Here is a 22,791-nt window from a genome sequence, read left to right as displayed (position 1 = left end):
GATCGTGTCACGCCTACCCTGGAGCACGTGAGCGTGGTGTTGCTGGCCGAGGACGACGCGGCTATCGCGGACCCCCTGTCGCGTGCTTTGCACCGGGAGGGCTATGAGGTGCGGGTGGTCGGCGACGGCCACGCCGCGCTGGAGGTGGCCTCCACCGGCCACCCCGACCTGCTCGTCCTCGACCTGGGCCTGCCCGGGATCGACGGGCTCGACGTCTGCAGGCGGTTACGCGCGGCGGGCCGGGGCATCCCGGTGCTGATGCTGACCGCCAGGGCCGACGAGGTGGACTTCGTCGTCGGCCTGGACGCGGGCGCCGACGACTACGTCGCCAAGCCGTTCCGGCTCGCCGAGCTGCTGGCCAGGATCCGGGCCCTGCTGCGCAGGCAGGCCCCCGGCGCCATCGACGTCAACGGCGTGCGGATGGACCTCGCCGCGCGCGTGGTCACCGTCGACGGCACCGAGATCACCCTCGCGAACAAGGAGTTCGAGCTGCTGCGGGTGCTGATCCAGCGCGCGGGCCAGGTCGTGACCCGCGAGGAGATCCTCACCGAGGTGTGGAGCGACCCGGAGCTCAAGACCAGCAAGACCCTGGACATGCACATGTCGTGGCTGCGCCGCAAGCTCGGTGAGGGCGGTCCCCGCTCGACCGAGCGGCGGATCGCGACCGTGCGCGGGGTCGGTTTCCGCTTCAACGCCGAGTAGCCCGTGCGCCGCCGCATCCTCCTGGCCATCCTGCTCGCCGTGACGGTCACCGCGTGCGCCCTGGGCATCCCGCTCGGGTACACCGCGTTGCAGGTGGTGGAGAGCCTGACCAGGGAGGACCTGGCGGTGCGGGCGCAGCAGATCGCGGCGACGCTCGACGACGAGATCGCCAACGGCAAGCCGGTGAACCTGGACAAGGTGCGGCTGGCGGTGCCGACCGGCGGCAGGTTGACGGTGAAGTTCCCCAGCGAGGTCGACCGCACGTGGGGGCCGTGGCCGGTGGAGGACGTGGTCGCCGAAGAGGTGCCCATGTCGCGGCAGGGCATCGTCCGGCTCGAGATCGATGCCGCCCCCATGCGCACGCGGCAGACCCAGGTCGCCGCGCTCGTGGCCCTGGTGGTCGTCCTGACGGTCGCCGTGGGCACGGTGGTCGCCATCGTCACCGCGCGGCGGTTGGCCCGCCCACTGCGCCACGTGGCCGACCGCGCGGCCCGTCTCGGCGCGGGGGACTTCCGGCTCGACCGCGCCCGCTACGACCTCTATGAGCTAGACATGGTCGCCGAGGCCCTCGACGCGTCGGCGACTGCGCTCGCCCAGCTCGTCCAACGAGAACGTGACTTGGTCGGGGACGTCTCGCACCAGTTGCGCAGCAGGCTCACAGCGCTGCAGTTGCGCCTAGAGGCGCTGACGATGGTGCCCGACCAGGACGCCGCCGCGGAGGCCAGCGAGGCCCTAGACCAAGCCGAGCGTCTTGCTGACGTGCTCGACGAGCTGCTCGCGGCCGCGCGCGAGGCACGTGCCGTCGACGCGGAACCGGTAGACCTCGCGAGCGAGCTCACGCCGATCGCCAACGAGTGGCGCGAGATGCTGCGCTCCGAGGGACGCACTCTGAGGATGCGCATCACCCCAGGGCTGATGGCACGAGTAACGCCCGCGCGGCTCCGCGAGGCCATTGGCGTCCTTCTGGACAACGCACTACGCCACGGCGGCGGCACAGTGGCCCTGTCTGCGCGCTCAGGCGAGTCGGTGGGCGGCGAGACCGTCGTCATCGACGTCACGGACGCGGGCAACGGCGTTCCGGACGAGCTCGCGCCCCACATCTTCGACCGGGGCGTGTCCGGCGGCGGCTCCACCGGCTTGGGGCTGGCTCTGGCGCGCGCCCTCGTCGAGTCCGACGGCGGCAGGCTCGAGCTGTCCACGGCTCGGCCACCGACGTTCACGGTGTTCCTGCCCGTACCGAAGGCGGGCGACCTGCCCGGCCTGAACTGGCCGACCGGGCGCTCCCCGCGCTAGGCGGCCCGCTCGTCGTTGCCGGTGTCGACCGGGCGCAGCCTGCGGACCCGGGCCTCGGCCACGGGGAAGACCCACTTCTTGAAGGCCCACCAGCGGAACACCATCGCGACCAGGGTGCCGAGGATGATGCCGAAGCCGAAGTCGGCGATCTCCTGGGTCAGCAGCGACACGTGCGGCACGGCCAGGTCGAACAGGTACCGCGACATCCACAGCGGCAGCGCGTTGAGCCCCACGCCGATCCCGCTGATCAGGAAGAACAGCGCGGCCTCGTGCGGGCGCTCGCGGCCACCGCGGTGCCGGAAGGACCACTCCCGGTTGAGGATGTACGACACGATCGTCGCGATGATGACCGCCACGATCAGCGCGGTCACCGGGTTGCGGTTGAGCACGGTGAGCTTCAGCGCGTAGTTGATCGCGTTGGTGACGATGAAGCACACGCCGCCGACGACCGCGAACTTCAACAGCTCGCGGTGCTTGATGAGCAGCGACCGCACCGGCTTGGGCAGGCGGGTCAGCAGCGTGTCCACGAAGGCCATGGCGGCGGAGTCTATCGGCCCTGATCTGCGCACACTCGGCAACCGGGCCGGTGAGTCGGCTGCGTCACTGATCAGCAGTCCAGGTCCAACCCTTTCCAGCCCCTAAGTCCGATTTCCAGGCAGATGCTGATGAGCGGCTTGTGCGGCGGCTTCGTGGTCGTCGTCGGCTTCGGCTTCTGGGTGGTTGTCGTCGTCACTGTGGGTGTTGGCCGCGTCGTGGTGACCGTGGGTCCGGTCGTGGGTTTCGTGGTGGTCGTCGTAGGCGGCTGGGTGGGGGTGGTCGCGGTTGTCGGCGGCGACGTCGTGGTGGTGGTCGTGGGCGGCCGGGTGTGGTCGTGCTCGCAGCAGATGGGGTGCCAGGGGAGCTTGATCGTCTTGCTGTCGGTCGCCGTGCCGAGCAGCGCGGTCACGGTGACGGTCCGCTTGCCGCGCTCGTCCTTGCGGTGCACCTGGGTCCCCGCGACGATCTTCAGCCGCTCGCCGGGCTTCAAGGAGGTCGAGCTCACGCAGTTGAGGAAGTCCTCGCCCGTGGTGCAGACGACGTCGCGATCCGACGAGAGGATGCGCGCCTTGCGGTCCAGGGTGACGGCAACGGCCTTGGTGCTCTGGCCGGTGTTGGTCGCCCACGCCGCGACGCGCACTTCACGTCCCCACGGCACTAGCCGCTCAACCAGCCCTTGGTCGTCCAGAGCCGCTGTGAGCTGCACGCCGTCCGGAAGGGGGGTGACCTCAATGCCGATCGTGAACGGGACCTCGATCTGCGTCCCTGCGCTAAGAGTGCCCGCGATCTGCGCGGTGAGCTGCGCGTCGTCGGCGATCAGGCGGTAGACCAGGGTGACGGTCTCGCCCGGCTGCAGGCCACGCTCAGAGGTGCAGGTGACCCTGCCTACGCCCCCCGGACAGCCGATGGTGATGGCTTCCGCATTAAGGCGCAGCAACGGCGGCGCAGTGAGCCTGTCGGGGCCTGGGACCGCCCGGACGCCACCTGGGAGTGGCAGGACCGCGACGACCGGCTCGGAGACGCCGTCGCCCGAGTTGGTGACCGTGATGGGGACGTCGGTCGCGGTGCCCGGGGTGAGGGAGACAGCGCTACCTGGGCCTGACGCCGTCAGGTTGGGGCGCGTCGGTGGGGGCGGCTCTGTCGTCGTCGTGGTGGGGGGTGGCTCCGTTGTCGTAGTCGGTGCCGTTGTCGTAGTGGGCGCGGTGGTTGTTGGCTCGGTGGTCGTCGGTTCGGGCGTAGTGGGCTCAGGCGTTGTGGTCGCCGGTTCAGGGGGCGTCGGCGATGGCGGTACCTGTGGCGCTGGGCTGGTGGGGCGCGGAGCCGTGGTCGGCGAGTTCGTCGCCGCTGCGGCCGCCGGGACCTGCTGTGGGCCCGGCGTGGCAGCCAGGCCTACGACCACCGCGGCCACCAACGCCGCACCCGAGACCGCGACCGTCATGGCCTGCCTAGGGGCGCCGGTGATCGCGCTCAAGATGCCGCCCCCGCTGGCACCCGCGGCCACACCGGCGGTGACCGCCGCGGTGGTCTTGGCGGCGCCCAGGTACCCGGCCACAGCCATCGGGCCGAGCACCAGCGGTGCGATGAACAGGCGCAGGCCGCTGTTGACGTCCGCCAGCTCGGCGGCCAGCGCACGGCACCGGTCGCACTCGTCCAGGTGCGCCTCGACCTGGGCCTTCTCCCGCTTCGACAGGCCACCGCGGACCCAGGCGCCCAACCGCTCGGCGGTGGCGCGGCAGCGCTGGTCGGCGCTCTCGGCGAGGTGGACCTGCAGGTAGGCCTGCTTGAGGCCCTCCCGGGCGCGGTAGGCCAGCGCGGACACGCCGTTGGGGCTGAGCCCGAGCAGCGGTGCGACCTCGGCGGGCGACTGGCCCTCGATCTCGGTGTGCCACAGCACCGCCTGCCAGCGCTCCGGCAGCTTCTTGAACGCGCGGGCGGCCATGGAGCGCTCGAGCCCGGCGACCGCGGTGTCGGAGAACGGCACGGACACCGAGTCCAGGTTGATGCCGCTCACCTGGGACACGTCGTCGCTGTACTCGATCTTCCGGTCGCGGCGGGTCTTGTCGTAGGCGGTGTGCCGCAGCGCCGTGAGCAGGTACGCCCGGAACGCCGAATCAGGGCCGCGGCCCTGCCGCAGCGTCTCCAGGACCTTCGCGAACGCCTCCGACACGAGGTCGTCGGCTTCAGCCTGCGAGCGGCCCAGTTGCCGGGCAAGATTGCGCGCGGCACCCACGTGCCGCTGGTAGAGCGAACCGTAGGCCGCGGGGTTCCCGGCCCGCACCGCTTCGATCAGCTCGGCGTCACTCGGGCCGTCGAACTCGGCCGGAACCGTCGGCACTGTGCTCCCCTCGACCTCTGCCACTCCCGCGTCGCGACCAAGTGTGACTGAAGCTCACCGCAACGTCACGCATCACTCGGGCGGGCGAGATTGTTTTTCGCACCATCGATTCACCCGTTTCGCGTCACAACCGCACCCGAACCACGTCACCTCCTTCGGGAACCGGCGAAGGGACTCAAAGCTGTGGCGGTACAAGAAGCGGGGTCGCGGTGGCGCCGCGACGATGCTCAAGGTACTGACTCCGCGCTGCCGGAGCTGCGCGCCCGGTGGCGCGCGGCCAGCACGCGGGCGGGCTGGCGCTTCCCCAGCGACTGGGGCGCCCCCGAGGTCGACGAGGTGTGCAACGCGGTCCTCGCGGGCGGTGACCTCCTGTCCGCCCTCGGTGACCTGGCGCGCGCCAGGGCGTTCGCGGGCGCGGACCTCGACGAGACCCTCGCGGACCTCGCCGCGCTGCACGCCGTCCTCGAGTCCCCCACCGAAGACGTCCGCCCCGACCCGGACACCACCCCGGCGGCCCTGCTGCGCTCCACCGCGCTCGCCTGGGCCGACGCCGCGCTGAGTCGGCTACACGCGGGCGACATAACCGACACCCTCTCCGGCCAGGCCAACGCCGACTACCTGCGCGTGCGCCTCGGCGAGATCTACGCGGAGTGCCGCCGCAAGGGCACCTGCCCCGCCGACCGCTACGTGCTGCTGGTCGCCACCCTGGACCTGTCCAAGGTCAGCGGCTGGTCCCGCCTCATGGCCATGGTCCTGGTCGGCGACGTCCTGCGCGCCGTCTTCGACGGCGGCGAGAGCGTCGCCGTCCTCGGCCCCTCGGTGGCCGTCGTCCTCACCGAACGCGAAACCGGCCTCGCCGAACGCGCCGCCGACGCCCGCCTCCTGATCAAAGACCGCCTCGGCGTCGACCCGGACCTCGGCCCGGACGCGACCCCAGAGGTCCGCGTCCAGCGCCTGCCCGCAGGCGAGCCCGCGGCGGTGAGCCTGCTGCGGGAGATCAGCCGGGCCTGAGCGCGGGGCGCGCGAGGGCCGCGTGGGTCTTCGGGGCATGGCCGCCTTTCCGTGTTTGGGGGTGTTCGGGGCGGGGCGGCGCGTGGCTTGGCGTGCCTGGTGGCGGTGATGCGTCTGGCGAGGTCAGCGCCTTGAGATTCGCTCGTGTGGGTGACGGCGAGGGCGTGAGGGGGCGGGGTAAGAGGGCCGTGGTTGGCTGTGGGGGTGACCGAGTCTGTAGTGCGCGTTCGGCCGTTCTTGGGCGCGGTTGTGGTGCCGGTGGTGTGTGTTGTGGCCGGTGTGGTGGGGTGGTTGCTGGGGTGGCACCTCGGTGTGGACAACGCGGTGTACCGGTCTGGGGCGGTCGCGCTGCTCCAGGGGGAGCCGTTGTACGACCGGATGTTCTTGAGCGGGGAGCCGTCTTGGGCGCGGTTGCCGTTCACGTATCCGCCCACCGCCGCCGTCTTTTTCGTGCCGTTGGCGTTGGTGCCGACGCAGGTGGCTTGGGGGATTCTGGCGGCGGTGTCCGTCTTGTTGCTCGGGGTGGTCATCCGGGTGTGCGTCGCCGCCCTGCCTGAGCGTCCACAGTGGATGGATCCGACGCGGACGGCCGTGGTGCTCGGGGTGGTGCTGCTGGGGTTGGAGCCGGTGTGGCGGACGGTCTTCCTCGGGCAGATCAACATCGTGCTGATGGCCATGGTCGTGGTCGACGTCCTGGTGGTGGGGGCTCGGGGGAGCCGGTTCGGTGGTGTGCTGATCGGAGCGGCCGCGGCGGTGAAGTTGACGCCGTTGGTGTTCGTGGGGCACTTGCTGCTGAAGAAGCGGTGGGCGGACGCCGGGCGGGCGGTGGGGACGTTCCTGGTGTTGCAGGGGTTGGTGTTCCTGCTGATCCGGCACGACTTCACCCAGTTCTGGTGGCACGCGGTGCAGGACCCGCAGCGGATCGGGCCGATCTACTGGGCGGGTAACCAGTCGCTCAACGGTCTCGTGCTCAGGCTCACCGACAACGCCGACTGGTCCATGAAGGTCGTCGCGCCTATAGCGCTGCTCATCGCCGTGCCGTGTGCGTTGTGGATTCGGCGTCTTAGCCCGTTGCCCGCGCTGCTCGTCACCGCCTTCTTCGGCCTTCTTGTGAGCCCCGTCTCCTGGTCGCACCACTGGGTGTGGGCGGTCCCGCTCGTCGTCTACCTCCTATCGCGACTACCGGACCGAGACCCCAGCCGGAAGCAGTTGGCACCGGCCGTCGCGGTTGTCCTCGTCTTCGCCAGTTGCGTGCTCCTGGCCATGCGCAACGGAAAGGCCGTCGAGTTCGACTGGACGGTGCTCGAATACGTGATCGGCAGCGCCTACCTGCTGGTGCCGCTGGTGGCCGGCGCGATTCTGCTGGCCAGGCGCAGGTAGAGTCCCCTGTTCGTGGACGCACGTACCGGTTTCCCCGTGGTCGGGATGGTCGGCGGTGGACAGCTGGCGCGCATGGCGCACCAGGCCGCCGTCGCGCTCGGCCAGTCGTTGCACGTGCTCGCGGTCGACCCCGCCGAGCCCGCGCCCTTGGTCTCGCCGAACGTCATGCTCGGCCACCACACCGACCTGGCTGCTCTGCGCGAGTTCGCCAAGGGCGTCGACGTGCTCACCTTCGACCACGAGCACGTGCCTACTGAGCACCTGCGCGCCTTGGTCGCCGACGGGGTCAAGGTCCACCCCGGTCCGGACGCGCTCGTGCACGCCCAGGACAAGCTGGTCATGCGCCGCAAGCTCGCCGACCTCGGCCTCCCGATCCCGGCCTTCGCCGAGGTGGGCTCCGTCGAGGACGTGGTCGGGTTCGGTGACGCCGAGGGCTGGCCGTGCGTGCTCAAGGCCGCCCGCGGTGGCTACGACGGCCGCGGCGTCTGGATGCTCGACGACGCCGCGAAGGCCGCGGAGATCGTGCCCGACCTGCTCGCCGCGGGTACGCCGCTGCTGGTCGAGCAGCGGGTCGTGATGCGCCGCGAGCTCGCCGCGCTGGTCGCCCGCTCCCCGTTCGGCCAGGGCGCCTGCTGGCCGGTGGTGGAGACCGTGCAGGTCGACGGCATCTGCGTCGAGGTGCTGGCCCCCGCACCCGACCTGGCCCCCGACCTCGCCGACCGCGCCCAGGAGCTCGCGCTGCGGGTCGCCACCGAACTCGGCGTCGTCGGCGTGCTGGCCGTCGAGCTGTTCGAGACCGAGACCGGTGTCGTGGTCAACGAGCTGGCCATGCGCCCGCACAACTCGGGTCACTGGACCATCGAGGGCGCGCTGACCTCCCAGTTCGAGCAGCACATCCGCGCCGTCCTGGACTACCCGCTCGGTGCCACCGACCCGGTCGCGCCCGCCGTCGTCATGGCCAACGTCCTCGGCGCCGCCGAGACCCCGGCGATGGGCGTCGACGAGCGGCTGCACCACCTGTTCGCCCGCTTCCGCGACGCGCGCGTGCACCTCTACGGCAAGCAGGAGCGGCCCGGCCGCAAGGTCGGGCACGTGACCTTCCTCGGCACCGACCTCGCCGAGACCCGCGCCAGGGCCAAGCTGGCCGCGCACTGGCTGGCCACCGCCGTCTGGCTCGACGGCCACCAGATCCACTAGCCCCAGCCCCACCGGGTCCACCAGACAGGAGCAACGAGGTGACCGACACCCCCGCAGTCGGCGTGATCATGGGCAGCGACTCGGACTGGCCGGTGATGCGGCTGGCCGCCGAGGCGCTGGCCGAGTTCGACGTGCCGCACGAGGTCAGCGTGATCTCCGCGCACCGCACCCCGCAGCGCATGCTCGACTACGCCACCACCGCCGCCGACCGCGGCCTGAAGGTGATCATCGCGGGGGCCGGTGGCGCCGCCCACCTGCCCGGCATGGTCGCCTCGGCCACCGTGCTGCCGGTCGTCGGCGTCCCGGTGCCGCTGAAGTACCTCGACGGCATGGACTCGCTGCTGTCGATCGTGCAGATGCCCGCCGGGATCCCGGTCGCGACCATGTCGGTCGGCGGGGCGCGCAACGCCGGTCTGCTCGCCGTGCGGATCCTGGCCGCGGCCGACGCGGACCTGCGGCAGCGGGTGGCGGCGTTCCAGGAGTCGTTGCGGGACTTGGTGCTGGAGAAGGACGCGGCGCTGCGGGCGACGCTGAGCTGACCGGGTGAGGCGCGGTAACGCGGGCGTCGGCGGCGCGACACGGTGAGTGTCGAGCGAGGTCTCCCGGAGGAGCCCGATGTCCACGATCGCCCCGGCCGCCCCGGTCGCCGCGCCCAGGTTCACCGTGCGGGCCCTCGTGCCCGGCGCGCTGCTCGTCCTCCTGCTGCTGGCCTACGCCTCGATGCTGCCGATGGCGCCGATCCTGGCCGACCCGAACGGCATCAGCGAACTGACGATCACCCGGGGCCCGGACCGGGCTGAGATCCCCGGTGAGTCGCTGGACTGCGCGCCGGAGGGCGCGCGGACCGTCTGCACGGTCGACGTCCTCGACCGGCCGCTGCGGGTCGCCATCACCCCGCCCGAGAGCGGGTCCGTGCAGTGCTTCGCCGAGTACGCGGGGCGTTCGCGCGGCTGTTCGGTCTCCTACAACCGCTACCCGATCTTCCCCGCCGGGGCGAACCTGGCCGACGACCTCGGGTTCAGCGCCGCCGAGTTCGACCAGATCGCCGCCGAGGCGATGCCGTGGTGGCGGCTCGACAACGGCCTGCCGCTGGCGTTGCCGGTCGTGCTCCTGATGTGCCCGCTCGCCGCCGCCCTGGTCGTTGGGTTGAGCAGCAGGCGGTCGATCGCGCATCCCCGCCTGTGGGTCGCGGGCGTCGGCGTGGGGTGGGTCGCGCTGCACGTGGGGATCCTCGCGGTGGTGAACACCACCATGTTCGACCTGGTCCAGCCGGTGCTGGTGGTCGCGGCGGTGCTGATGTTCTGGCAGTGGGCGCTGACCAGACCGGGGTGGCGCACCGGGTGGGTCCGCGCGATCACGGCGTTCCTGGTGACGACGGTCGCCTGCTTTGTGTCGATGTTCGTGTTCCTGTTCGCCGCGATGTACATCGACTAGTTCAGCTAGCCAGCCAGTGCCGCGCGAGGTCTCCAGGAGGAGCCCGATGTCCGTGATCGCCCCGGTCACCCCGCCCCGGCTCACCGTGCGGGCGGCCCTACCCGGCGCACTGCTGGTGATCCTGTTCGGCGTCCTGGCCCTGCTGGCGGCCATCGCGCCCGGTCGCGGTGACGACGGGCAGATCTACGCCATCTCCATCGACAACGGGCAGCCGGACTGGCCGACGATCCCGCGTTCGGCCCTGTCGTGCGAAATGGTCGGCGACACCTCCACCTGCGCGGTGGACATCGCGGGCAAGCCGTTGCGGGCGTCGATGACCTACACCGGTTCGGACCGGCACATCTCCTGCACCGCCCAGTACGACGGCTATCCGGTGAGCTGCGGGGCGAGCTACGACTACACGTCTACGGGCGTTGGCGCGGTCGCGCTGATCTCGGACGACCTCGGCGTTTCGGCTGACGATCTCGCCGGAGTCGCGCCGTGGTGGGCGGAAGTGGGCACCATCGCCGACGCCGGTCCGGTCTTGGTCGTCGTGCTCGCCGTCGGGTTCGGGGTGGTGGCCGGGTTCGGCGGCAGGCGGCCGGTGAACGACCACCGCCCGCTGCTCTGGCTGACCGGCATCGGCTGGGTGGTGCTGCTGGTGGGGTCGGTCTTCCTCTTGCGCGGTCACGTGTTCCTGCTGATCCACCCGATCCTGCTCATCGCGGGCGGCGTGCTCGTGTGGTGGCAGTGGACCCTCACCCGACCGGGCCACGTGCTCGGGATCTGGCGCGCACTAGGGGCTTTCGCGGCGACAGCGTTGGCTTCCTCCGTCGCGCTGCTGCTGTTCATGCTCTCGGGCGCGTTCGTCGACTAGCCATGCCGGAGACCACGACATCCCGGTTCACCGCCCGGTCCGCCCTGCCGGGCGCGCTGCTGCTCGTGCTGTTCGGGATCTGCCTCGTGCTCGTGGTCACCGCGCCCACGCGGGAATACGAGCAGATCCACGACGTCGCTGTGAACAACGGCCAGGACAACTGGGTGACGCTGCCGAGGGCCGCGTTGTCCTGCGTGCAGGTCGGTCTGGTCGAGACCTGCGTGGTCGACGTCGTCGGCCGACCGCTGGAGGTCGCCATGACGCGCCCGGCGACCGAAACCGGGGCGATCTCGTGCACCGCGCGCTACGGCGGCAAGCCGAGGATGTGCGAGGCGACCTTCGCCTACGGGCCCAGCGGTGACGGCGCCGCCGCGCGGCTGCCCGCGGGTATCGGCCTGAGCAACGCGGAGATCGACCGCCTCGCCGACGAATGGCCCAGGGTGTCGCTGCCCGCGGGCCTGGAATGGGTGCCGCTGGCCGCCACCGGCGCGCTCGCGCTCCTCGCCGCGCTGGTCGCCGGGTTCGGCGGCAGGCGGCCCACCGACGAGTGGCGCGCGGTGGTGTGGACCACCGGGCTCGGCTGGCTGGTGCTGATGGTGTTCGCGATCGCCCTGCTCGGCGGCACCATAGACGCGATCGCGCACCCGGCGAACGCGCTGGTCGGCGTGCTGCTCATGTTCTGGCAGTGGACCCTGACCAGGCCGGGGTACCGCTACGGCATCGGCAGGGCCCTCGGCGCGTTCGCGGTGACCGCGGTGGCGACCGGGGCCGCGCTGTTCACCTTCCTGGTCGCGGGCTCGTTCATCGCCTAGCGGCGCAGCACACAAGGACACCGAAGTGAACGGGCGCTAACATCGGGTCTGGACGCTGCCGTACCGGGAGGTAACTGACGTGGACGCGGGCTACGGGCTCTACCAGCTCGGCGACGAGCACAACGCGCTGCGCGAGGCCGTGCGCGACCTCGCCGAGAAGGAGATCGCGCCGCACGCGGTCGAGGTGGACGAGCAGGAGCGGTTCCCGGTCGAGGCGCTGACCGCGCTGAACAAGGCCGGGTTCGCCGCACCGCACATCCCCGAGGCCTACGACGGCCAGGGCGCCGACTCGGTGGCGACCAACATCGTGATCGAGGAGGTCGCCAGGGTCTGCGGGTCGTCCTCGCTGATCCCGGCGGTCAACAAGCTGGGCACGATGAACCTGATCCTCGGCGGCTCCGAGGGGCTCAAGCAGCAGGTGCTCTCCGCGATCGCCGCCGGTGAGATGGCCTCCTACGCGCTGTCCGAGCGCGAAGCCGGGTCGGACACGGCGTCGATGCGCACGAAGGCCCGCTCGGAGGGGTCGAGCTGGGTGCTCAACGGCACCAAGTGCTGGATCACCAACGCGGGCGAGTCCAGCTGGTACACGGTGATGGCGGTGTCCAACCCGGACGCGGCCAAGCCGGCCGACGGCATCTCGGCGTTCATGGTGCACAAGGACGACCCCGGTTTCGTGGTCGGGCCCAAAGAGCGCAAGCTCGGCATCAAGGGCTCCCCGACCCGCGAGATCTACTTCGAGAACTGCGAGATCCCCGCCGACCGCATCATCGGCGAACCCGGCCAGGGCCTGCGGCTCGCGCTGCGCACCCTCGACCACACCCGCCACTCGATCGGCGCGCAGGCACTGGGAATCGCCCAAGGCGCCCTCGACGCGGCCGTCGCCTACGTCAAGGACCGCAAGCAATTCGGCAAATCCATCGCCGAGTTCCAAGGCGTCCAGTTCATGCTCGCCGACATGGCGATGAAGATCGAAGCCGCCCGCCACCTCGTGTACGCCGCCGCTGCCAAGGTCGAACGCGGCGAGCCGGGCGGGTCCTTCGCCTCCAGCGCCGCCAAGACCTTCGCCTCGGACACGGCCATGGAGGTCACAACCGACGCGGTACAGCTGTTCGGCGGAGCGGGCTACACGCGCGACTTCCCGGTGGAGCGCATGATGCGCGACGCGAAGATCACCCAGATCTACGAGGGCACCAACCAGATCCAGCGCATGGTGATGGCGCGGTCCCTGCTCAAGGGGTAGCTAGATCTTCTGGAGAGGGCGGCCCGGTCGGTGGACCGGGCCGCCCTTTGTTGTGTAACGGTGGGTGCTCGGGTCCCGACGGAGCGGGGTGTGAAGGTCTTCATCAGCTGGTCCGGCGAGATCAGCCGGAACGTGGCCGAGGTACTGCGCGAGTGGATCCCGTCGGTGATCCAGGCCGTGGAGCCGTACCTGTCGTCGGAGGACATCGACAAGGGGGCGCGGTGGAGTGCGGGGATCGCGGCCGAGTTGGCGGACTGCAACTTCGGGATCATCTGTGCGACGAAGGACAACTTGGCGGCGCCCTGGTTGAACTTCGAGGCGGGGGCGCTGTCGAAGTTCGTGGAAACCAGCCGGGTGTCGCCGTTTCTATTCGGGGTTGAGCCCAAGGAGGTTACTGGGCCGCTGTTGCAGTTCCAGGCGACCGTCTACGAGCGAGAGGACATGCGGAAGCTGGTTGGCTCGATCAACAGCGCATGCCCGGCTCCCCTGAAGAAGCTGGACGTCTCGTTTGACAAGTGGTGGCCTGAGTTGGACGCCAAACTCCAAGAGATTAGCGCGGTTCCTAGTCGTGGCGCGGTGGCGAAGCGGCCATCCGAGGACCTCTTGGGTGAAGTCCTCGAGTTGGTTCGCGCCCAGCACAAAATACTGGTGGGTGGTGAATCCTCTGACCGGTCTCTCCAGCTTGAGATTGCTATCCGCAGGATCGGTCATAACCTCGTTGCACTATTGGCTATGGCCGATGGCGAAGAAGTCGGACAAAGTATCCACAGGCTGATTCGCGAGGCGGAACGCGCACTGCAGCTTCCTCCCACGGATCGCTACTGGGCTGGCGCAAAGGCGCGCGAGACTGTCGCTGTGCGTAGGCATCCGGCTCCGTGAAGTGAAACTCGAATGAGCGCCTGCTTGCGGACCGAAGCTGTCCGCAAGTCGTCCTAGAGTTGTCCTCAACGAACCGCGTGAGACCTCAAAGGACGCATCATGAGCAGCCCGCTTGACCTGTCCACCACCCCGACCGCCACCGACCTCGACACCGAGCGGGCGGATCTGCTGCAGACCCTCACCGTGCACCGGGGGTTCCTGCGCCACACCGCCCAGGGGCTCACCGACGAGCAGGCGGCGCAGCGGACGACCGTCAGTGCGCTGACCATCGGCGGGCTCATCAAGCACGTCGCCTCGACTGAGGCGGCTTGGTACCGGTTCATGGTCGGTGGCGCGGCTGGGATGGCCAGTGTTGAGCTGGACTGGGAGGACGAGCACCGGATGAACCCGGGCGAGTCCCTCGAGACCTACCTCGCCAACTACGCCGAGGTGGCCGCCAAGACCGATGAGCTGGTCAGGACCGCGGACCTCAACCAGGCGTTCCCGCTGCCGGAGGCGCCCTGGTTCGAGGCCGGGGCCACGAGGTCCGTGCGGCGCGTCCTGCTGCACATCATCGCCGAGACCGCGCAGCACGCGGGGCACGCGGACATCATCCGCGAGAGCCTCGACGGTCAGAAGACGATGGGCTGAAGACGCGGCGGACCAGGGGCTGGTACCAGGAGCCCAGCAGTCGCGGCAGCAGGTCGATGACGTAGGCGTCCGGGCCGATCAGGACCCGGGCGCGGTCACGGCGCACCCCGTCGAGGATGCGCTGGGCCGCGCGGTCCGGTGAGGTCAGCGCCACCCGGTCGAGTGAGCGTCCGAAGGACTCTTTCTCGGCCGGGTCGGAGGTGCGCGCGTTGCGGGCGATCGAGGTCCGCACGCCGCCGGGGTGCACGCAGGTGACGCCGACGACGCCCGCCATTTCCTGGCGCAGGGCCTCGGTGAAGCCGCGGACGGCGAACTTGGCCGCGTTGTAGGCGCTCTGCGTCGGCACCCCGATCAGACCGAACACGCTGGACACGTTCACCAGGTGCCCGCGGCTGGCCACCAGGTGCGGCAGGAACGCGCGCGACCCGTGCGCCACTCCCCAGAAGTCGACGTCCATGACCCAGCGCAGGTCCTCGTCGCTCATCTGGGCGACCGTCCCGCGCAGCGCCACCCCAGCGTTGTTGACCACCAGGTCAACCCGCCCGAAGTCACCCGCGACCTGCTCGGCATGCGCGTACACCGCATCCCGATCACCCACGTCCACCCGGTACGGCCGCACCCCGTCCCGAGCCCCCACCTCGGCGATGTCCGAGGCCGCCACCTGGGCGCCCTCCGCGACCAACGCCGTCACCAACGCGTCCCCGATCCCCGAAGCCGCCCCGGTGACCACGGCGACCTTCCCCGCGAACGACCGCATCAGGCCAAGTCCAGGGTCGTCCGCTCCGCCGTGCGGTGGGCGTCCACCCGTGCCGGGTTGCTGACCTGCACCACCGACCCACCGGCGACCAGCGGGGCGACCAGGGCGCTGAGCACCCCGTCCGGCACCGTCCACTCCCGGGTGGACAGCACCCGGACCCCCGGTTCGAGCCCCGCCGCCCGCGCCAGCACCTCGTCCACGGTCAGCCCGGCCAGCGCGAGCGTCGATCCCGGTACCGGCCCGCCGAAGTAGTCGTCGCCGAACAGGCGGGCCTCGCCGATGAAGTCGATCACCCCGTCGCGTGAACCGCCCAGGTCCCGCCCCATCGGGTCCAGCGACACCGCGGCTGTCACCCCGTCCGCGGTCTCCCCGGGTGCGACGAACGTCACTGCCGCAGGGCCCTCGGCGACCACGTGCGCGCCCGCCCACCACGCGCCCAGCAACACCCCGGCGGTCTGCCAGTGCGCGGGCAACCGCACAGCCACGGGTGTGCCCGCCTCGACGTCGTACTCCTCGACGAGCCAGTTGGCGGTTTTGGCCGCCCAGTTCGCCATGGTCGCCACCGACAGTTCAACCCGGCTGCCTGTTGCGTCGTCGTAGTGCGTGACCAGCGGTTTCGCCGAGGACGCGCGAAGAGGGCGCAAGAGGGCTTCGGTGAGGCTCACCAGATCAAACTAGTTGATGCACTTAAGGCTGCCCGCCTCGACGTTGGGCGGTGCCACGGTAAGAGGCGCGGTCGAGGTAGGACGCGCGGTGCTGGTGGGGGCGAGGTTAAGCATGGGGTCGTTCGTGAGCTGCTGCTCCCCGGGCGGGTAAGAGGTACCTAGAACCACCCGTACGTGCCCAGAGAGCAGCGTACGGTCTTCGGTAAGAGTCAGCCCCTTGGTGGTGAGCGTGCTGGCCACAGCGTTGGCCTTGGCGAGCTCACCGGTCGCGTACCGGACCACGGTGCCGCTCTGGATGGCCGCGTCGCCGACCTCGCCGCGGGTGAAGCCGTGGGCCACTAGGCGGTCGAGGACGGCGGATGCGAGGCCCTTGGTGTTGGAGCCGTTGCGCACGTCCACGGTGATGCCGCTGCTGGGCTTGCCCGTGGTCGTCGTGGGCGCGAGCGGGATCGCGTTGGTCTCCGCCGGGCTGCCGGACGACGAGGTCGGTGGGGTGCTCGGCCGCGTCGTCACGCCGTCGGACTGGTCGATGACCTGCTTGACCGTCGTCGCGACGTGGTCGGGGTTGACCTTGATCACGTCGGCCCCGCCGATCTTGGCGTCGCCCTCGTTCGGGATGGTCCGGAACTCGATGTTCCCGCTGCTCAGGCCCTGCATCTGGGCGGCGAAGCGGGACAGGTTCCAGTTCGACGAGAGCACCACCGACTTCTGCACGGCGGTGATCAGGTCCCTGGCGCGGCCCGGGTTGGCCAGCATCTCCGCGGACAGGACCTTGTTGGCCAGCGCGCCCAGGAACGTCTGCTGCCGCACGATCCGGTCCAGGTCGCCGTTGGGCAGCTGGTAGCGCTGCCGCACGAACGACAGCGCGGCCGCGCCGGAGATGGTCTGGCGGCCCGCCGGGAACCGGGCGCCCGACTTGGGCTCGTCGACCGCGTTGTTCAGGCACACCTCGACGCCGCCGACGGCCTTGGTGACCTCGTAGAAGCTGGCCAGGTTGACCTCGGCGTAGCGGTCGATGGTGACCGCCTTGCCGATCAGCCGCTCGATCGCGGCGATGAGGTTCTTGCGGCCAGCGACCACCGCCTTCGCCTCGACCTCCTTGGGGTCGTCGACGCCCTGCTCGATCAGGGTCTTGCGGGTGTCGTTGTAGGCGTAGACGAACGCCGAGTTGAGCTTGTGCTTGCCGAACCCGCCGCCGATGTCGACCCACGAGTCGCGCGGGAAGGAGAACGCCACGGCCTTGCGGCCACCGGCGGGGATGTGCACCAGGATCATCGTGTCGGTGTTGCGCTCGCCGTCGGCCTTGCCGCCGTTGAGCATCGCCAGGACTTCCTTGGGCAGCGGGTTGCCGAACGCGTCGGTGCGGCTGTCGATGCCCACCAGCAGGATGTCGACGGCGCTGTCGAGCCGCTCCGCGGTCGAACCCCCGGTGGCCGGGTCGCCCGCCTGGACCTCGATGACGTCGGTGGTGGCCACGTTGTCGTCGAGGTCGCGAAACAGCGACCACCCCCACGCCGTCGCCGCCAGCACGGCCACCGACAGCACGGTGACCAGGGCGCGCACCAGCACGGTGCTCGCCCGCAAGAACAGCGACGGCCGACGCGGCGGCACGGGTAAGGCACCCACCGATTCGCCGGTCACCGCACGCGCACGCTCGCCCACGCACGCTCCTCCCCGGTCTGACCTGACGTGAACCAGGTTACCCACCTCCGTGTGGTCCGGCTGTCAGCGTCGTCACCGGTAACACGGATCGGTGAGCGTCGACGTTTACTCCGACAGGGGACGAGACGTGGAAGACTCCTCGCGGGGAGACCTGCGAGCGTGAGGACGGTGGGACCACATGCGGGTGCTGGTGACAGGCGGGGCCGGGTTCATCGGGTCGCACTACGTGCGGCAGGCGCTGGGCGGGGCGTACCCGTCGCTGGCCGACGCCGAGGTCGTGGTGCTCGACAAGCTGACCTACGCCGGTAACCGGGCCAACCTCGACCCGGTGGCCGACAGCGAGCGGCTGCGCTTCGTCGAGGGCGACATCTGCGACGCCGACCTGGTGCGCGCGACCATGGCCGGGGTCGACCTGGTCGTGCACTTCGCCGCGGAGTCCCACGTGGACCGTTCGATCCTCGGCGCGGCCGACTTCGTGCTGACCAACGTGCTGGGCACCCAGACGCTGCTGCAGGCCGCCGTCGACGCCGGGGTCGGCCGGTTCGTGCACGTCTCGACCGACGAGGTGTACGGCTCGATCGACGTGGGGTCCTGGCCCGAGACCCACCCGCTGGAGCCCAATTCGCCGTATGCGGCGTCCAAGGCGTCCTCGGACCTGATGGCGCGGGCGTTCTTCCGCACCCACGGGCTGCCGGTGTGCGTCACCCGCTGCTCGAACAACTACGGGCCCTACCAGTTCCCGGAGAAGGTCATCCCGCTGTTCACCACCAACCTGGTGGACGGCGAGAAGGTGCCGCTCTACGGCGACGGCCTCAACGTGCGCGACTGGCTGCACGTCGACGACCACTGCCACGGCATCCAGCTCGTCGTCGACGGCGGCCGCCCCGGGGAGATCTACAACATCGGCGGCGGCACCGAGCTGACCAACCGGGAGCTGACCGACCTGCTGCTGGCCGCCACCGGCACCGACGAGTCGTTCGTGCGGCCGGTGGTCGACCGCAAGGCGCACGACCGGCGCTACTCGGTCGACATCACCAAGATCGCCACCGAGCTGGGCTACGCGCCCCGGGTGTCCTTCCAGGACGGTCTCGCCGACACCGTCGCGTGGTACCGGGACAACAGAGCGTGGTGGGAACCGCTGAAGAACCGCGCCGCGCTACCCGGGAGCTGACCACCGTGTCCCTTGTCCTACTCGTCCCCGGCGGCACCGGGCAGCTCGGCCGCGAACTCGCCGCGCTCGACGGCGTCGACGTCGTGGCCCCCGGCTCCGCCGAGCTCGACATCACCAGCGCGGGCTCGGTCATCGAGGCCGTCGCAGGCACCGTCGAGCACGCCGCGGGCCGCCGGGTCGTCGTGGTCAACGCCGCGGCGCACACGGCGGTGGACAAGGCCGAAACCGACCAGGCGGCCGCCTTCGCGATCAACGCCGACGGCCCCCGGGTGCTCGCCGCGGTCTGCTCGTCGCGCGGGGTCCCGCTGGTGCACGTGTCCACCGACTACGTCTTCCCCGGCGACGCCACGGCGCCGTACGAGGTGGACGCGGCGCCGGGGCCCCGGTCGATCTACGGGTTGACCAAGCTCGCCGGTGAGGACGCGGTACTCGGGTCGGGCGCGGACGCGTGGGTCGTGCGCACGTCGTGGGTGTACGGGGCTTGGGGCAAGAACTTCGTGAAGACCATGGTGCGGCTGGAATCCGCACGGGACACGTTGTCTGTTGTGGACGATCAATTGGGAAGTCCCACGTGGACTTTCGACCTGGCGACCGGTCTGGTCGAGCTGGCTTCGCGGATCACGCGGGGGGAGGGTCCCGCGAGCCGGGTACTGCACGCGACCGGCGCGGGCGAGGTCACTTGGGCAGGCTTCGCCCGAGCCGTCTTCGAAGAACTGGGCGCCGACCCAACCCGGGTCAAGTCCTGCGGCACAGAGGACTACCCCACCCCCGCCAAACGCCCCGCCTACTCCGTCCTCTCCAACCGCGCCTGGACGGACTCCGGCCTCACCCCGCTACGCCCCTGGCGCGCGGCCCTCTCCGAAGCCTTCTCCCGCCACGCCGCCGACTTCCGCGCCTAAGCCGGGGGCTCGCGGTTACACGGGCACTCTCCGCGTTCCGCGCCCGGGGCATGGTGGTCGTGGGGCGGTGACTTGTCAGAACTCTGGGCGGGGCGGACATCCCTCCTTGGTTCAGCACCGATCGTTAGCGCGCGGCTACCCTACGCAACTCTCGGGCCGTCAATCGAATCAGCCCTATACCTCTAACGGGTGAAAGTTGGCTACGTCGGTTAACGAAGTGTCCTGCTCGGCGCGATGCCTCGGATACGGGTTTCTCCGCGATTTCTAGGCTGCGACGGATCGAACAGGAGGGTCGCCATGACGGATCTTCAGTCGAACCTCTTCTCGTTCGAGAACATTCGATTCACGCTGTTCGAATCCGCTGCCAAGCCGCAGTGGCGGAGCCCCCAGCGCGGCGCCTTGGCTGCTCTGCTCGCCCACTGGTCCTTGCCTCGGACGACTCCCGCCCTGGTGTCACTGCCCACCGGTACTGGGAAATCAGCTATCGCTTTGGCTGCACCCTTCTTGTTGTCCGCGAAACGGGTCCTTGTCGTTGTCCCCTCGGTCGAGCTGCGGGAACAGCTCAGTGAAGCCTTCGTGGATCTCTCCCTTCTGCAGCGCATCGGAGCCATCGACGGCGGCGGCGCACCCCGAGTTCTCGAACTCAAGGCTCGCGTACAGGACTGGGTCAATGTCGAGCAGTACGAAGTCGTCGTCGCCTCGCCAGGTACCATTAGTCCAGTTCACTACGGCAACATGCAGCCGCCTGTCGACCTTTTTGATCTGATCATTATTGATGAAGCACACCACAGCACGGCTCCCACTTGGCGCGCCATCCTCGAGTACTTTGGCCAAGCGAAGTCTGTCCTTCTCACGGCTACGCCACGACGGCTCGACGGGCAAAGGCTGCCTGGCGAGCACGTTTACCACTATCCTTTGCGGCAGGCACTCGAAGAGCGCATCTTCAAGCCGATCCAGCCGGTCATTCTCGACCAGTCTCGCTGGGGATCGCGCGATGACACAGATCGAGCTGTTCTGGAAGCGACGGTCGGAATCCTCGGTACAGGCGAACATGCGACCAGCACGCTGTTGGTGCGCGCAGCCTCCAGGCAACGAGCTACGCAGCTGGCCGCCCTGTACCGAACCGCTGGTGTGAACATTGAAGTGCTTCACTCAGGAATGTCCGGCACCCGCCAAAGGCAGATCACTTCAGACCTTCGATGCGGCCGACTGCGCGCTGTGGCAGTAGTCGGCATGCTGATCGAGGGTTTCGACCTGCCAAGTCTCAGGCTCATCGCTTATCATGATAAGCATCGGTCGTTGCCCGCGACCGCACAACTGATTGGTAGGCTCGCCCGAGTAGACGACAAATACCCGCAGTCCTCAGTCCTCGTTACCGCAAAGGACATCGACGTCTACCCCGAGTTGCAGGGCGTAGTCCGCAAACTGTACGGAGAGGACCAGGACTGGGCCGTAATTCTGCCTGGCATTATCGATGACGAAGTGCAGAGCCATCGTGATAATCGTCAGTACGCCCGTCAGTTCGGTGATGCTCCGCCCCACCTCACTCTCGATGCGGTGCAACCACTTCGTCGGGTCGTGATCCGCGAACTGCGCCCACGGATCCACGCAATGCCGCGGGCGTTTGAGGATGGTGTCATTCCCGAGGATCTGCGTGAGGGCAAGGCTCTCAGAGGAAAGCTAATCCTCCACTCGGGCTTCAATTCCGCTTGTACCACGTTTATGGTAATCACTGAATCTGTTGAGCGTCCGGCGTGGCACAACGCGCCAGGGCTCGACGCGTCCCGGTATCAACTTCACCTGATTACCCGCCGAGACGCAACCAGGACAGACCGTCCCGATCTCCTTTTCGTGAACGTCGAAGACAACGGTCTCAGTCGGGATCTCCTCGACCTCCTCGATATCCGGCAGCGCAGCGACCTTGCCGACCCGGGCAAGCTGCAAGCAGCATTCGACAGTTTCACTAGGCAATCTGTCTCTTCCGTCGGCCTACGCAACAACTACGGTGGCTCCACCGGAACGACCAGCTACCGGATGTTCGCTGGCAAAGGCGTCGACCGCGGCTTGCGAGAAGTCGACACTGCCTACGGTTCCCTGGGCCACGCGATGATCCAAGTAGCCGACGACGAAGGCACCTTCACCGCGGGCGTTGCCACAGCCAAAGGCAAATACTGGGAGACCAGGTACAGTCCGTTGCTGCGCTATGAGGCGTTCGTCGACGACCTCGCTGAGCGCTACTGGTTCCCGCCGGGTGCCCAGACGGGCCAATTGCTCCCTCAGGTCAATCGTGGAACACGACTTATGGCGTGGCCGGTCGAGCTGCCCATCGCGGTCGAACTTGACCCTGCGTTGATCGGGATGGGTTGGACGATCGAAGATGTCGGTCCCTTGGACACGCTCGAGTTTGAAGCCGACATGCTCCAGTCGGGCCACGACGAGCTCCTGCTGCAGGCGTTCACCGGCTCGGGAGACTCTCGCCGTGCCGTCTGGGCTGGCAGTCTCGACGTGGCAGCAGAAGTCACCGCAATCGGACACGACCTCGTGGTCGGCCGCGGCTACGGTGTAGCTGTCAGCTTGAGCGACTTGTTGACGGACCGTCCACCCACGATCTTCTTCGGCAACGGCGACACCGTGCACGGCACCGTCATCGTCAACAGCAGGTCGACGACCCGATCGCTGCCGAATATGGAGTTCAGCACGCTAGGCTGGACTGGTGTGAATCTTGAAGCCGAGACTCGCAAGAAGGCCGCTGAAAAAGGCGACGGGCGGTCCATCCACGAGGAGTTGGAGAACTACCTCAACGGGCAACCGAAACGCGGACGGCACCGGTGGATCGTGCACAACGACGGAGGTGGCGAGTTCGCGGATTACATCGTCGTCGAGATCGAGGGCACTACGGTATCGGTGGGACTGTGGCACGCGAAGTATGCTGGCGGTAAGAAGCCGTCGGTTCGTGTCATGGACCTTCAGGAAGTCGTAGCGCAGGCCATCAAGAGCCGTCGTTGGGTCACTGATCCCGGCTTCTGGAACGAGCTTGGCAAGCGTCTCACAGGAGCATCAAAGCCGAAGGCGACTGTCGTGCACGGCCGAAGAAGTCAGCTGCTCGTAGTTTGTGGTGTCGCAGGTAGGGCGGAGTCCCTGTCTCTCGCACGCAGTCGCCCGCTGGTTCAGGGCACCGTTGCGATTGTCCAGCCCGGCCTCAGTTGCAAGAAGCTCCGCGCACACTTGGACAGCGAGAACTTGTCCGCCATGCAGGTTCGCGACCTTCTGTCAGTCTTCCATGATAGCGTGTTGCAGGTCGCACGACCCGTGATGCTCTGCTCCGAATAGT

At 69.0% G+C, this 22,791-nt stretch carries 20 protein-coding genes; 15 read left to right on the top strand and 5 right to left on the bottom strand.

Going from position 1 to position 22,791, the window contains the following annotated elements; translation table 11 throughout:
* Positions 1-33 precede the first annotated feature (33 nt).
* On the top strand, positions 34-702 hold the full coding sequence (locus JOD54_RS01655; RefSeq protein ID WP_092778371.1) for a response regulator transcription factor: 669 nt from the start codon (positions 34-36) through the stop codon (positions 700-702).
* Positions 703-705: 3 nt separating this feature from the next.
* Positions 706-1,995 carry a sensor histidine kinase gene (locus JOD54_RS01650; protein WP_204448852.1) on the top strand — a complete coding sequence of 430 codons (1,290 nt, stop codon included), beginning with the start codon at positions 706-708 and terminating at the stop codon, positions 1,993-1,995.
* On the opposite strand, the gene JOD54_RS01645 is transcribed toward JOD54_RS01650, so the two are convergent.
* Together JOD54_RS01645 and JOD54_RS01640 are read right to left on the bottom strand one after the other, a co-directional pair.
* Positions 1,992-2,531, bottom strand: a complete 540-nt coding sequence (locus JOD54_RS01645; protein WP_204448851.1) for a GtrA family protein — start codon at positions 2,529-2,531, stop codon at positions 1,992-1,994. The genes JOD54_RS01650 and JOD54_RS01645 overlap by 4 nt on opposite strands.
* 71 nt (positions 2,532-2,602) lie before the next feature.
* Positions 2,603-4,867 (bottom strand): sigma-70 family RNA polymerase sigma factor, encoded by a 2,265-nt coding sequence (locus JOD54_RS01640; protein WP_204448850.1) that lies wholly within the window; start codon positions 4,865-4,867, stop codon positions 2,603-2,605.
* Between the two features lie 183 nt (positions 4,868-5,050).
* Here JOD54_RS01640 and JOD54_RS01635 point away from each other — a divergent pair, with 183 nt between their 5' ends.
* The 10 genes from JOD54_RS01635 (at position 5,051) to JOD54_RS01590 (ending at position 14,306) form a co-directional block, all read left to right on the top strand.
* A complete protein-coding gene (locus JOD54_RS01635; protein ID WP_204448849.1) occupies positions 5,051-5,878 on the top strand; it encodes a GGDEF domain-containing protein in 828 nt (275 codons plus the stop codon).
* Positions 5,879-6,082: 204 nt separating this feature from the next.
* Entirely contained in the window at positions 6,083-7,258 is a 1,176-nt protein-coding gene (locus tag JOD54_RS01630) for a glycosyltransferase 87 family protein (protein ID WP_204448848.1), read from the top strand.
* Between the two features lie 12 nt (positions 7,259-7,270).
* Entirely contained in the window at positions 7,271-8,455 is a 1,185-nt protein-coding gene (locus JOD54_RS01625; protein WP_204448847.1) for a 5-(carboxyamino)imidazole ribonucleotide synthase, read from the top strand.
* A 68-nt stretch (positions 8,456-8,523) separates the two neighbouring features.
* On the top strand, positions 8,524-8,994 hold the full coding sequence (purE, locus tag JOD54_RS01620; RefSeq protein WP_204456005.1) for a 5-(carboxyamino)imidazole ribonucleotide mutase: 471 nt from the start codon (positions 8,524-8,526) through the stop codon (positions 8,992-8,994).
* Between the two features lie 76 nt (positions 8,995-9,070).
* Complete coding sequence (locus tag JOD54_RS01615; RefSeq protein ID WP_204448846.1) at positions 9,071-9,889, top strand: hypothetical protein; 819 nt, start codon at positions 9,071-9,073, stop codon at positions 9,887-9,889.
* A gap of 46 nt (positions 9,890-9,935) precedes the next feature.
* Complete coding sequence (locus JOD54_RS01610; RefSeq protein WP_204448845.1) at positions 9,936-10,745, top strand: hypothetical protein; 810 nt, start codon at positions 9,936-9,938, stop codon at positions 10,743-10,745.
* Positions 10,746-10,747: 2 nt separating this feature from the next.
* Positions 10,748-11,557, top strand: coding sequence for a hypothetical protein (locus tag JOD54_RS01605; RefSeq protein ID WP_204448844.1), 810 nt, complete (start codon positions 10,748-10,750; stop codon positions 11,555-11,557).
* A 79-nt stretch (positions 11,558-11,636) separates the two neighbouring features.
* Positions 11,637-12,797: an acyl-CoA dehydrogenase family protein gene (locus JOD54_RS01600; protein ID WP_204448843.1), complete on the top strand. Its 1,161-nt coding sequence runs from the start codon at positions 11,637-11,639 to the stop codon at positions 12,795-12,797.
* A 90-nt stretch (positions 12,798-12,887) separates the two neighbouring features.
* Positions 12,888-13,676: a toll/interleukin-1 receptor domain-containing protein gene (locus JOD54_RS01595; RefSeq protein WP_204448842.1), complete on the top strand. Its 789-nt coding sequence runs from the start codon at positions 12,888-12,890 to the stop codon at positions 13,674-13,676.
* Between the two features lie 99 nt (positions 13,677-13,775).
* Positions 13,776-14,306, top strand: coding sequence for a DinB family protein (locus JOD54_RS01590; RefSeq protein WP_204448841.1), 531 nt, complete (start codon positions 13,776-13,778; stop codon positions 14,304-14,306).
* Here JOD54_RS01590 and JOD54_RS01585 read toward each other — a convergent pair.
* From JOD54_RS01585 to JOD54_RS01575, 3 genes are read right to left on the bottom strand one after another with little or no spacing between them, the layout of a single operon-like run.
* On the bottom strand, positions 14,266-15,063 hold the full coding sequence (locus JOD54_RS01585; protein ID WP_204448840.1) for an SDR family NAD(P)-dependent oxidoreductase: 798 nt from the start codon (positions 15,061-15,063) through the stop codon (positions 14,266-14,268). The two genes, JOD54_RS01590 and JOD54_RS01585, sit on opposite strands and share 41 nt — an antisense overlap.
* The gene (locus JOD54_RS01580; protein WP_204448839.1) at positions 15,063-15,728 is read right to left on the bottom strand and encodes a TIGR03089 family protein; all 666 of its coding nucleotides are present in this window, start codon (positions 15,726-15,728) and stop codon (positions 15,063-15,065) included. Before JOD54_RS01580 ends, JOD54_RS01585 begins: the two co-directional genes overlap by 1 nt.
* A gap of 9 nt (positions 15,729-15,737) precedes the next feature.
* Positions 15,738-17,390 carry an LCP family protein gene (locus JOD54_RS01575; protein ID WP_307859782.1) on the bottom strand — a complete coding sequence of 551 codons (1,653 nt, stop codon included), beginning with the start codon at positions 17,388-17,390 and terminating at the stop codon, positions 15,738-15,740.
* Positions 17,391-17,568: 178 nt separating this feature from the next.
* Between JOD54_RS01575 and rfbB the strand changes: the two genes are divergently transcribed.
* The 3 genes from rfbB to JOD54_RS01560 all read left to right on the top strand — a co-directional run bounded on the left by rfbB (position 17,569) and on the right by JOD54_RS01560 (position 22,790).
* Positions 17,569-18,561, top strand: coding sequence for a dTDP-glucose 4,6-dehydratase (rfbB, locus tag JOD54_RS01570; protein ID WP_204448838.1), 993 nt, complete (start codon positions 17,569-17,571; stop codon positions 18,559-18,561).
* On the top strand, positions 18,519-19,460 hold the full coding sequence (rfbD, locus tag JOD54_RS01565) for a dTDP-4-dehydrorhamnose reductase (protein ID WP_307859781.1): 942 nt from the start codon (positions 18,519-18,521) through the stop codon (positions 19,458-19,460). The genes rfbB and rfbD overlap by 43 nt, the downstream gene beginning before the upstream one ends.
* 297 nt (positions 19,461-19,757) lie before the next feature.
* Complete coding sequence (locus JOD54_RS01560) at positions 19,758-22,790, top strand: DEAD/DEAH box helicase (RefSeq protein ID WP_204448837.1); 3,033 nt, start codon at positions 19,758-19,760, stop codon at positions 22,788-22,790.
* Position 22,791: the final 1 nt, after the last annotated feature.

Source organism: Actinokineospora baliensis (assembly GCF_016907695.1).
Taxonomy (GTDB): Bacteria; Actinomycetota; Actinomycetes; order Mycobacteriales; family Pseudonocardiaceae; genus Actinokineospora; species Actinokineospora baliensis.
Note: the sequence above shows the minus strand (reverse complement) of the source record. Positions and strands in the feature narration are given on the sequence as shown.